The 12,568-nt window shown below is 37.1% G+C and carries 7 protein-coding genes; all 7 read left to right on the top strand.

Annotated features, from left to right (window positions below; genetic code table 11):
• Position 1 precedes the first annotated feature (1 nt).
• The 7 genes from FZC78_RS02750 to FZC78_RS02720 all read left to right on the top strand — a co-directional run bounded on the left by FZC78_RS02750 (position 2) and on the right by FZC78_RS02720 (position 12,486).
• Positions 2-1,030 carry a 5-methylcytosine restriction system specificity protein McrC gene (locus tag FZC78_RS02750; RefSeq protein ID WP_148938154.1) on the top strand — a complete coding sequence of 343 codons (1,029 nt, stop codon included), beginning with the start codon at positions 2-4 and terminating at the stop codon, positions 1,028-1,030.
• 279 nt (positions 1,031-1,309) lie between these two features.
• On the top strand, positions 1,310-2,377 hold the full coding sequence (locus tag FZC78_RS02745; RefSeq protein ID WP_148938153.1) for an HNH endonuclease: 1,068 nt from the start codon (positions 1,310-1,312) through the stop codon (positions 2,375-2,377).
• Between the two features lie 423 nt (positions 2,378-2,800).
• The gene (locus FZC78_RS02740) at positions 2,801-5,503 is read left to right on the top strand and encodes a DEAD/DEAH box helicase (protein WP_148938152.1); all 2,703 of its coding nucleotides are present in this window, start codon (positions 2,801-2,803) and stop codon (positions 5,501-5,503) included.
• Entirely contained in the window at positions 5,494-8,172 is a 2,679-nt protein-coding gene (locus FZC78_RS02735) for a DEAD/DEAH box helicase (RefSeq protein ID WP_148938151.1), read from the top strand. The genes FZC78_RS02740 and FZC78_RS02735 overlap by 10 nt, the downstream gene beginning before the upstream one ends.
• A 230-nt stretch (positions 8,173-8,402) precedes the next feature.
• Positions 8,403-10,235 (top strand): P-loop ATPase, Sll1717 family, encoded by a 1,833-nt coding sequence (locus FZC78_RS02730; RefSeq protein ID WP_148938150.1) that lies wholly within the window; start codon positions 8,403-8,405, stop codon positions 10,233-10,235.
• Between the two features lie 495 nt (positions 10,236-10,730).
• Positions 10,731-11,174: a GNAT family N-acetyltransferase gene (locus FZC78_RS02725; protein ID WP_148938149.1), complete on the top strand. Its 444-nt coding sequence runs from the start codon at positions 10,731-10,733 to the stop codon at positions 11,172-11,174.
• A gap of 505 nt (positions 11,175-11,679) precedes the next feature.
• Entirely contained in the window at positions 11,680-12,486 is an 807-nt protein-coding gene (locus FZC78_RS02720) for an aldo/keto reductase (RefSeq protein ID WP_148938148.1), read from the top strand.
• Positions 12,487-12,568: the final 82 nt, after the last annotated feature.

Genomic DNA, 12,568 nt, shown 5'->3' with positions numbered 1-12,568 from the left:
TATGGAACAGGTGTTTAAAGTCCCGATCCGTAACCTTTTTTGTCTCCTCAGCTATATCAACGACATGCCAGAGTTGATTGAGAGCCTGAGTGATGTTGATGAAGATTTGATTACATATGATTTTATCGTGGACCAATTTCTTAGAGAAGTGGATTGGCTTCAGCATCGTGGACTGGTGAGGGATTATGTTGAAAAGCAAGAAGTGACGAACAGATTGTCCGGCCGTATGCTGATTAATGAGTCCATTCCTTATCTCGCAGGAAAAAAACCGATGCTTGTGTGCGAGAAAGATGAATACTCGCTCGATATCCTGCCAAATCAAATTATGAAATTCACATTGCAGTCCATCTGTATGAACCAGTATTTAAAAACAGAGACACGCAAGAAAAGTTTTTTGAAATTGGAGCTCCTTCACGAGGTAAGGGATCTCTCTCTTACTAAAAGGATCTTTTCCCAATTGATATTCAAAAGACATAACGAGCATTACAAACGGATGATACATCTGGCAACCTTATTATTTGAGTTGAGGCTACTGTCTCACAGACAAGGAAAGTGGAGTTTATTCTCAGCAGAACTTGATGAAAGATCGTTGAATGCTATTTTCGAAAAGTTTCTGTTTCATTTTTACCGAATTGAACAGAAGGATTATCGTGTTTCCTCCGAGATATTACAGTGGGGGCTGGAAGGGAACAAATCATACCTGCCTCAGATGAAGACAGATGTATCCCTTACTCACAAAGAAGAACAGAAAAAAATCATTATAGATGCAAAGTTTTATAAAAATGCATTCCAAGAGAATTTTGGCAAAGCAACCTTTCACAGCCACAATATGTATCAACTATTCACCTATTTAATGCACCAGGATAGGGAGCTTCAGCTTAGGGGGCTGCTGATCTATCCTGCGAATGGAACAGATGTAAAAGAGAGTTACCAATGGAGTGAGAATGTATGTCTAGAAGTGATGACAGTGGATTTGGATGGCTCTTGGAAGGAGATTTATGAAAGGTTGATTGATATTGCAAATGTTTAATGTTTATAAGTCACTGCTATATCTAAGGGCTACTAAATAGAATGTGAATTCTTTACAGCTACTTGCAATTTAGCAATTAATGAAATGTGAGATCAACATTGTAATAAGATGAAACCCGGTGGAGAGGAGTGCGGATTTGATATATTAAAAATTTCTAAGGATGTTCTATCTATTAATCATATAGTATTGGAGCTATGTAAAATGACACTTCCCAATTTAATGATAACGAATTTATGAGCCAAGTAAAATTAGTATAAATAGAATTCAAAGGTGTGGTAAGTGGTTGCAAAATCAGGTGAAAAAAGAGAAAGAGAATATTTTCTTGATAGAATTTTAGAACTGAGTGGTGAGATGGATCTTTATATACTACCCGACAACAATATGAATTTAAATGATTACTCTTTTAATGAACTATTAGAGTTTCATATTGAAGAACTAATCTCCATTCATGATGAACTTGAAGCTATTCTAGATATCAGAGAGAGCAAATTAGGAGAGAATAGGGATATAATAGATCTTGAGCATCAGGATCCATTAAAAATTATAGAAAAATACATACAGGGTGCAGTCGGTTCAGACTACAATGAAGCTGATTCGTCCTTAAAAGAAGTATGGAGAGAACATATACCTCAAATCATTAAAGAGCGTATAACAAACTGGAGATCCTTATCAATAACCGACATTTATAATAAGTCTCTTTTGATTCAAGAAAAGTTAAGTGGTAAGAACAAGGACCTCATAATGGGCTTTACTTGTGACCTATCTGAAATCATCTTTTCCTATGATATTGATGAAGAAGAGGATAACAGGTATATTGAATTTGACGATGCCATTGCTGAACCCATCTATATGACGATAGAGAGTATTATCCTTCCACACCAAGAAGTTATGGACAAACTAAGAGAAACTAATGGTGAATTAAAGTTGCTGGATGTTTGGTCTCAAACATTTAGGGAGGATTTAAAAAAGAGTGTAAAGGATCGAGATGAGTGGAGGTGTGTTGTTTGTGAGGCAGAAAAGGATTTACATGTGCATCATAAGATTCCTCGCAGACTCGGAGGTCCCAACCATAAGGATAATCTTGTAACTCTTTGTAATTCCTGTCACAAAGTGATAGAAACGGCTGATATAAATAAGGCGTTTAAAAAGTGTCTAAGAAATTATAAGGTTAATTCACTTAGTGATACCAGTCACAATTTTTTTAATCAAGATCATAAATTATTAAAATCACAAGTTGAGGATACCTTGGAGAACTTATTATTTGAATTAGAGAAGAAAAATGAAGAGCAATTTGTTCAAGATATTATAGGTGTTATTAAGAAGGTAGATATAATCTTTAATAATTAAAAATTAATCCAGAACTAATTTACTTGGCGAACTTAAGAAGGACTTCAGCCTTATAAAATTTGGTAAATCCTCTTTCTTCTTATGTTATGGGGTATTTACGAAGGAGACACAAATTAAGGATCCATTAATCATAATGGAAGGATAACTCATACCTATATCAATAATCCTCATCATAATCATGAATAGGGACTTAGCAACGGGTTTATCCTTCTAGCAAATAAAAAATAATATCTAATGAACAGCCGCTTATAACTGTAAACGTTAGTTAATCTGTTAATAATTCTTAAGATCACTTTAAAAGTGGTCTTTTTTTATTGGTTTATTGAGAATGTATTTTACAGATTTTCACATTATATGACTACTTTTGTCGTATAATGGTAATTAAGAAAAATCAGAACAATTAAAATGGGAGGTTGAATATAAATGGCCTTTTTACAGTGTGACTGTGGTTCTATGCTGAAAGGACTTCAGCTGAGTAGAAAAGTTATCCCTGACGGAGAATATAGACTAGTTGAATACAAGGTTGGGGCAGCTATGGATATGGGTGAATGGCAGGAGATTGATAGTGAGCATTCATGGATGAGAACCCAAGAGGAAGGTGTGTATTGTCCGGGTTGCTGCAATCCTGTAGTCCTGGCACCAGAAGAAAGTTCTATCTTGATTGATAAACGTATTCCTGGAGTAGGCTCAAGCCAGTTTAAATCTGATGAAGTTATTGATTCTCTGGAAAAATTAAGTGAGAAAGAGCGGGCTGATATCTATATCCATCAGATGCCAGATTCGGAAGCTTCTTTTGGAACCCTGAATGAAGAATTACCAGTAAGTTTAAAAGAAGCTTTAAACCGCATGGGAATCAATGATCTCTATGTTCATCAAACGGATACATATAATTCAGTAAGAAAAGGGAAAGATGTTGTTCTTGTAACTCATACAGCATCCGGAAAGACTTTATCCTATAACCTTCCGATTCTGCAGGGATTGATGGAGGATGAGTCGGCGAGGGCTTTATACATATTTCCGACCAAAGCGCTGGCTGACGACCAAGTGGAACAGTTATACAGATGGACAGAACTTAAAGATACCGGTTCAGAAGATGAAGACTTGGATGATTGGTACGAGCGTTCGATCAAGTTGGGTGAGAAATACCTCTCATTCGGAAGGTTTGATGGGGACACTCAACTCGGGTCCAGAAGAAGACTTCTGAAAGATGGAAGAATTCTTTTCACCAACCCGGATATGATTCATCACTCTATTTTGAAAAATATGGCGATGAATAACAGTTCTTCTCAGGATACTATTACCCTGCTGAAAAATTTAAAGTACATTGTCATTGATGAAATGCATCTATATCGTGGAGCCTTCGGAAGCCATGTTTCACTGGTGATGAAAAGATTACAGAAGATCTGTGAAAATCTTGGAAATACCAGTATTCAATTCATATTGTGTTCGGCTACTATTGACCAGCCTGATCGTCTTGGCGAACTGCTGACGGGAAGAAATGGATTTCAATTGGTGGATAATGATGATTCAAGCAAGAGAAAGCGGAATATAATCTTCTGGAATCCTGGATTAACATTGGATACAGGCGAAAGGAAAGCCCCTGTCTCGGATGCGCTATCTATCGCTGAGAATGTGCTGGTACAAAAAAATCGATTAATCAGGACCATTATGTTCCAGGGATCGAGACTGCAAGGGAAAGTGACGGCAAGATCCATGAAAGATGTACTTCGAAAAAAACTAAGGCTGAAGAAAGATGATGTCTCCGGCGTGAGACTTTCGGCATTTTATAATGGGATGCTTGCGGTTGAAGAAAGAAAACAAGTTATCCATGCCATTAAGAAAAACGATGTCCATATGGTTATTGCCACAAATGCCTTGGAAGTAGGAATAGATATTGGTGATCTCAGTGTGGCCATTCTTTCGGGTTATCCTGGCAGCAAGGCAGCATTCTCTCAGCAAATTGGAAGAGTGGGACGTAAAGGGGAAGGCGTAGCCGTAATGATTTTTGAAGATGAGCCGCTGCAGCAGTACTATATGCAGAATCCTGATAAATTCCTTGAAAAGCCCCCGGAGGTTGTAAGGATTGATCCAAGGAACAGAGAACTGCTGAAGCTTCATCTTCAATATCTGCAAGAAGAACTGGGGAGAAAGTTAATAAAAGAGGACTTAAACTTATTTGATATCCACGAGGATTACCAGTCAGCTATATTAGCACATCTAAGTGAGGTAACGACTGAGGAGCTCTCAGAACGATGCAGTCTTCGTTCCGGTAGTGGAACCAGTTATAAAGTGGTCTCGACAAAAAATCGGGAAGTCCTGATTGAAAATGTCGACGAATGGACCGCTTTACGTGACTTTCATGAAGGAGCTGTCTATTGGAATGCAAATGAAAAAGGGTACAAGGTAGACAGCTTTAATAGTAATAGAGCCGAAATTCTTGTGAAACAAATTGCTGGGGAAATCGAATATTATACACAATCAATCTATAGGGATACCATTTCCATTAGTGAACAAACCTCAGCTAACTCTATAGGTCATGTGAATTTGAAATTCGGAGAGTTGAATATTAAGAGATCTGTTTTCGCCTATAATAAGTCTTATTTCAACTCTAGGGTGGCAGAAACGGAGCAGCTTCTTACCCCAATCTCTTCAAATTTTGATTCAGAGGGATGCTGGATTCATCTTTCAAAAGAAAGCATTGGTTCCTTGTCTGACTTACTAGGTGAAGAGGCTACACAGGAAAAACTTGAGGGCTCATTGCGTGCTGCAGAGCATGTTATTCTCTCAGTCATTCCTGATACAATTATTTGTGACAGCAGGGATATCTCTAGTTTTTCAGGTTTTTCTTTACCAAATTTTGACGGAAATCCGGTCATTGGATTTTACGGGAACGAATCTGGCGGCATGGGGATCACCACTGCTATAGGAGAAAACTTAAATAGAATCATAGAGTCTGCCCTTAATCTCCTGAAAACGTGTTCATGTCCAGGGGGATGTCCTTCTTGTATTCAATATCCTGGAAAGAACAATGAACACCTATCTAAAGTGGGAGGAAGATTTATATTAAGTCAAATCGCTGAATCATATGATGTCCAGGTCGAGGAGGCTGAAGTGCAATGCCGTTAATTTGTCAGGATTGCTTTACATCTAAAAAGGCACAGTTGAACTTTTATCAAATCAGTACTCAACTTAGGGGAGAACCCTACAAAAGAGAAATTAAGCAGCCCACAAATGGGTTGAGGATGGCTGAATGGGTACTTCATCCAGAGAGACAATTAGGTGATGGTATCTATTGTGCTGCTTGTGATTCCTTGGTTAATGATCTGTTGATTAGTAAAGATGAGAGGGAGCTTCTTAAGGATAACCGAATGGAAGCTCTATCTTTTAACGATATTCCACTAAGTAAAATCATCTCTGACATCAAAGAGGTCAGTAACAGGGAAGGCTCGAAACTTCAGCAATACTCGGTTCCGGAAAAGGATGCAACATTTGGGGATCTCGAGTACCCATTACCTCACGAACTTTCTATGAAGTTGAAAGAGAAAGGAATAGGTCAGCTATACTCCCATCAAGCTGTAGCAGTAAATAAGGTAAGAAAGGGAGAGAACGTGGTGATTACTACGGGGACAGCATCAGGAAAATCCCTGGTGTACTCAATCCCGGTATTGGAGTCGTTTATTGAGGACGACAAAGCGACGGCCCTATATCTTTCTCCATTGAAAGCTTTAACAAGGGATCAACTGCAATCATTGGACATGTTCGATCATGGAACTTCTTCAAGTGAGACTTCTTTTGGTTTTAAAACGATCAGGTTAGGTGACAAAGAGGTTGGCGTGGGAATCCTGGAAGGAGGCAAGGCAGATTCTGTTAAAGAATTGACTTACCAGAACGCCAGATACTGGCTGACAAATGTTCATTATCTCCATTACATCCTTCAAGGGGCGGTGCATTTTAAAAAGAAAGGCCCCGCCATCATGAACTTCTTCAAGAACCTTAAATATGTTGTTGTCGATGAACTTCATGCCTATAACGGGGTGCTGGGTTCCAAGGTGTCGATGCTCTTAAGGAGAATTAGATCATTGTGCAAAGCTTTAGGAACATCCGTACAGTTCATCACCTGTTCTGCTTCCATAGGAAACCCAAAAGAATTGGCCGAAGACATCACTGGGTTGAAAGGAATCAATGGATTCTCATTGATTGAGGAAGATGGCAGCCCTGCTTATCAAAGGGAAATTCTCTTGATGACCCCAGGCTTGTTAGGAAACCAAACTGACAACCGGCTCAGGAGGGCGCCAATTTCGGAAGCTATAGAAATTCTAAAACATCTAGCATACAAATACGGAAAATTGCCTAAATCAATTCTGTTCCATGGCAATCGTAAATCGACGGAGACAGCTAGTTTTGAATTGAACAAAGCAATCAGGACGACGTTACGTGAAAAATGGGGCATGGAAGGGATGCCCCAAGAATACTTTTCACCCTTCCATGCCCACATAAATGCTTATAAAAAACAAGAAATCATGAGCAGAATCAAAAAAGGGGAATTGTCCGGCCTTGTGTCGACCTCCGCTCTGGAAATGGGGATAGATATAGGAGACTTAGATATCTGCATAATGGTCGGATATGCAGGCAGCAAAGCTAGTTTCCTTCAACAAGCAGGAAGAGTTGGCCGAAAAGGTCCAGGCTTGGTGATTCAGATATTCCAGGAAGATCCGCTGGAACAATACTATGCCAGTAATCCGGTAGAATTCATGGAAAGACAAGCAGAGCATGTAGCAATTGATGTCTCCAATCCCAACATTGTAGCGGAACACCTTCAGTATGCCGCTCATGAATTGAATGGAAAAATATCTGGGGTCCATCAGTACTTTAAGGTTTCTGCCGCAAGAAAGTCTGCTGGTTTTCTAGATAATATGGCAGAAATCAAAAAAGGCACATGGGAGTTAACTACTAAAGAATTATTGTACAATCCTCTGGTCTCAGGCGGCAAAGTTTATTCAATCCTTTCTCAAAAAGGCAATACAAAAGATGTAATCCTGGAAGGCGTTGATGAGCGGACTGTATTACGAGATTACCATTATGGAGCTGTCTTTTTATACAACCAGCATACATATAGAGTCTTAAGGATTTCACAGAGAACCAACGAAATATTAGTGATTCCAATTAAAGCAGAATATACAACAAGGTCCCAGGTCAAAGATTCGATCTACATTGAAACGGAACTTGAACGTAGCAGGATTAATGAGTCACTGGAATTTGGAAAAGGAACTTTGGAAGTCACCAGAAGGTTGTGGGGATACAAAAAAGTCCCTTTATATGGCGGTTCGATCTCGGATTTAATAACCGAAACCAATATGTATCTGGTTAAATACACGACAGAAGGCCTCTGGCTGCAATTTGCCGACAACCAGGTAACCGACTCTGCATTACATGTAGTCGAGCATGCATTAACATCTGCCATCCCATCCGTGGTTAAGTGTTCAAACAGTGATTTTGCTTTACTATCATCTTCCAACTTAAATGAATTCGGCAATGTTCCGACCATTGTATTGTATGAAACAGGAGGCGGAGGAGCAGGCATCATGGATACCGTCTCTGAAAGACTTCACCATATTCTTAATAAGGCTTTGTCGATTCTTAAGTCTTGTGAATGTGATGAGGGATGTCCTAACTGTACACACTTATCTAGGTGTGAACGGAATAATGAGAGTTTGGATAAGCAGGGTGGGGTTGAGTTGATTGCTGGGGTTTGGGATGGGATGAAGAGGACTGTTGAGGTGCAGGTCAATTTATAATAAAGGTTAATGCAATTAAAACTTTAGTACTGCCGTTATCTCTGCATTAAATCTTATTAATACCTTTTTTAATTTATTGATGTTCATAGTTAAATTAAAGGAACTGTAAATAATCAGTCTGAAAACATAGATTCTGACGCAATGTCCTTATTACATCTGTTATTCCTTACATCAGACACTTAAATCTATCAGAGTACTTAATCAATTACTCTATAAAGGGGGAGACTTTTATGAAAAGCATAACTGTAAAAAATATTTACTCTGGAAAACCTGATGCTAAAGATGAAATAAATTTTGATGGACTCTCGGATTTTATTAAGACATTTATATTGCCACAGAACATAGATTTTGATTTGTTACTCTCAGGAAATCATTGTTTTATATCTGGATTTAAAGGAACTGGTAAAACAGCACTACTTTTCTATTTGGATAACTTGATTAGAGAGAGAGATGAAAGCGCATGCTCTTCTTTCGTTTTCTTTAAGGAAGAGTTTGCAGAACTTAAAAAAGAAGAGTTTGATAAATTTTCAAAAAGAGGATTATCCTCTATCACGATAGATAAAGATACACTGCTTAATAATTCAGAATTTGAATATATTTGGAGATGGTTATTTTTTAAGAGAATAGTTGCGGATAATGAAGAATTTAATGGTGGGTTATTTGAGGATGATGAACAATGGAGTAGTTTTAAAAAAATCGTTTCAAAAATTAAAGGACCAATTAATATAAAGAAAAGTGTAATACCTAATAGGGTAAAATTAGCTATTCCCTTTAATGATTCTACAGGCGCTTCAATTGCACCTGAGATGGAAGTGGATCTTAATAATGGTTCACCTCAAAATAACTACTCAAGTTTTGTAAAGCTAGTTGATGATGCAGAAGTTGCTTTAACAAAAGTTTCAAAGACAGATATACCATATCATATCTTTGTAGACGAACTTGAAGCATATTACGGAGATGCCCAAGTATTTAAGAGAGATTTATATTTAATTAGAGATTTGATTTTTACAATTAAGAGGTTTAACTCAATTTTTTCTTCATCAAATATGAGTAATATAAAAGTAATTTGTTCTATAAGATCTGAGATTGTAAATGCCATTTCCAGGTTTATAGTAACTAAAGAACTGAATAAAGTTACATCTGGTTTTGAGATACCTCTAATATGGAATTATAACAATACTAATTCATTCAGTCATCCTATAATGCAAATTTTATTAAGAAGAATTGCTATAAGTGAGTCTGAAGATGATGAAAGTCTTAGAAGTGATAAAGAAATTATTGCTCAGTGGTTTCCAGAAAAAATTCATGATATTGAGCCCTCAAATTATGTACTCAATAACAGCTGGCATAAACCAAGGGATATAGTAAGGTTTATCATATCTGCTCAAAACAGCATAAATAATGATAGCACGTCTTTCTCCCAGTCAGTTTTTTCTAGTTTACATAAACAATATTCTATAGATAGTTTAAATGAAATTAGGGAAGAAATGAGAGCTTTATATACTTCAGAACAAATAGAAGACATTATAAATGTGTTAACAGGTTACAAATCAATATTTTCTGTAAACCAGTTAAGGAATAGAGTAACAAAATTCTTTGGAAACAGTATTATGGATACAAATTTTAATGCTGTTTTAAATGATTTATACAGACTCGGATTAATTGGGAATTTCTTTCCTGCATCTCAAATGTATAGATGGCAACATAAAGGTGATGATAGACTTATCATTGCAGATGAATGGAGAATTATGATACATCAAGCTCTTCAGAGTGCTTTATCTGTTGGTAAGAGGCAGGATTATAATATGAAAAGATACGAAAATCCACAAATAGGTGATGTAGTTTCTTTTGAGGTTAAGGCAATAACAAAATCATTTGTTAATGGATCCATAGGTTACTTTGGCAAGAAGCTTCCTGGATATATTCATATCAGTAAGATAGCAGATACTTATATTCATAACTTAAATGATTTTGTGACGGAGGGAGAAGAAATGCGTGCAGTAATTATAGAGTACGATGAAAAATATTCTAAATGGTCATTAAGCAAGATATCAGAAAGCTAAGGCTAGCAGAGAAATCCACCTCTTAGTTTCTGTCACTGTGACTACCCGGTTTATGTCGAATATAGTACATGTTATACAATTAAGGTTTTCCTTGATTATTGCAGTTGAAATGAGCTACTTCTGCGGAGTTTTGAGCCAGTCAATGCGGAGAAAAGAGCCACCCAGTGCTGGAATGTAGGACCACTATAAATGGAATAAATGAAAGCCTCCTGTATAATAACCCTACATGCTAGCAGCATGACATTATTATATCAGGAGGCATTTTTATGGTTAATTGCCGAAAGATTCTAGAACTTCACCTTGAAGAAGTCAGTCAAAGAACGATTAGCCAAAGATTGACAGACTGTTTACCATGATGGGAATTATGATTTTGATGAGTTTCACTTCAAGCAATTCCCTGTTAGTTCATTTAAGAAAAGATAAATGATATGATAAAAGCAGCCAGAACGACAGCATCAGGTGCTTGTGCATTTGCCAAATAAGAGGTGAAATTCAATGAGTTGGAATTTAAAAAAATTCGACGAGCTAACAAATAGTGAATTATATAATCTTTTAAAAGAAAGAACTTTAGTTTTTGTGGTTGAACAAAATTGTCCCTACCTCGAAGTTGATGGTAAAGATCCTTTTTCATATCATCTTTTTAAAGAAGACGACGGAGAAATCATTGCTTATTTAAGGATTTTACCAGCAGGTGTTTCTTATCAAGAAGTTTCTATTGGAAGAGTTTTTGTAAAGAAAGAATTCAGGGGCCAAGGAATTGCAGAGGAACTTATAAAAAAAGGGCTGGAGTTTATCCAAGAAGAGTTAAATGAAATAACTGTAAAAATTCAAGCCCAAGATTATTTAAGGAAATTCTATGGTTCTTTTGGTTTTCAGGCCATATCTGAAACCTATTTAGAAGATAATATCCCTCACGTCGATATGCTGCTGCAAAAATAACACAACACGACACCATTGTTTAGAGGGTGGATTTATATTACGTTGTAGAAGGTATTCTGAGGGAATACACGAGTGATGATGTTTATAGAAATTTGTAAGCCCCTGTTGTACCACTGTATAAGAATATTGGTGCTAAATATGTATTTTAACCTCGATCACTTCATAAGTGGTCTTTTTTTATGGCTCTTTTCTAAAAGATTGTTGCTTTTGAATGCTGTTTTATCTCCTCCTCATTTTCACGTGGAGCGGAAATCCATTACTTTTAAAATAGCCAAATTTTTTGCGAAAACCTCCTTTTTTATTGACTTACCATTCACATAGGGGCTGCCTATCCAGGAAGGCCAAGTTGTATATCTCTTGAATTCTTCAAATGTGCTAAGACCTGGGGGCTTTGTTCTAAATAGAATTATGCCCTAATACAGATTTCTTTTTGAAAATTCCCATATTTGATATGATGTACTTTGTAAGCTGAAAATTACAGTATACAGAGGGAGTGCTTAAAAATATGGAATACATAACACTTAATAATGGGTTGAAAATGCCAATTGTCGGTACTGGTACAAATACGTATGGGAAAGTAAATAATGAGTATAACGGGTCGGTTACAAATGAAATTCCTGAACTTGTATCAGCACTTCAGTTGGGTTACCGTTCAATAGACGCAGCCATCATGTATCGAAACGAAGAACTTGTCGGAAGGGTTTTAGCAGAGAGCACAGTGCCTCGAGAAGAGTTATTTATTACCACAAAAGTTCCAGCTGATGAAGAATATACTTCTTCAAAGGAAGCTACTCGAGCAGCGATCGATAACAGTCTAAAAAACTTTCAAACGGACTATCTCGACCTGCTTCTTATTCACTTTCCTATCGAGGATAAAGTCCAACTTAAAAACACGTGGGAAGTCTTTGAAGAATATTACGAAGCGGGCAAACTAAAAGCAATCGGTGTTTCAAACTTTGGAAAAAATCATCTAGAAGAATTGAAAGAGTTTGCCAAAGTGAAGCCAGCTGTTAATCAAATCCAAATTAATCTAAAAGAACCGAACAAAGATCTCCTTGCTTTATTAAAAGAAGAGGGCATTACACCAGTTGCATGGGGACCTATGAAAGCCGATGCCCATCAAAAAGAAGTGTTGGATGAAATCGGTGAAGCCTACAAAAAATCTGGCGCGCAAGTACTACTAAAATACCAAATTCAACGTGGTGTGGTCGTTATTCCTAAATCTCACAACCGTGAAAATCAGGCATCTAATCTAGAGCTTTTCGATTTCGTGTTATCCCATGAAGATGTGAAAAAAATTGAAAACTTATAATCGTTAGTCCTTAATCCTAGTGGTATAGATAGTACCGCTGGGATTTTATTATTTCAGAGGCTCTTTTCGTAAACTTTGTTTC

The sequence above is a fragment of the Rossellomorea vietnamensis genome (assembly GCF_008180415.1).
Classification (GTDB): Bacteria; Bacillota; Bacilli; order Bacillales; family Bacillaceae_B; genus Rossellomorea; species Rossellomorea vietnamensis_C.
Note: the sequence above shows the minus strand (reverse complement) of the source record. Positions and strands in the feature narration are given on the sequence as shown.

Bases quoted from the DNA above. Each gene is read 5' to 3' on its own strand.
- FZC78_RS02725 (WP_148938149.1), top strand. From the start codon at position 10,731: ATGAGTTGGAATTTAAAAAAATTCGACGAGCTAACAAATAGTGAATTA.
- FZC78_RS02730 (WP_148938150.1), top strand. From the start codon at position 8,403: ATGAAAAGCATAACTGTAAAAAATATTTACTCTGGAAAACCTGATGCT.
- FZC78_RS02720 (WP_148938148.1), top strand. From the start codon at position 11,680: ATGGAATACATAACACTTAATAATGGGTTGAAAATGCCAATTGTCGGT.
- FZC78_RS02735 (WP_148938151.1), top strand. From the start codon at position 5,494: ATGCCGTTAATTTGTCAGGATTGCTTTACATCTAAAAAGGCACAGTTG.
- FZC78_RS02750 (WP_148938154.1), top strand. From the start codon at position 2: ATGGAACAGGTGTTTAAAGTCCCGATCCGTAACCTTTTTTGTCTCCTC.
- FZC78_RS02740 (WP_148938152.1), top strand. From the start codon at position 2,801: ATGGCCTTTTTACAGTGTGACTGTGGTTCTATGCTGAAAGGACTTCAG.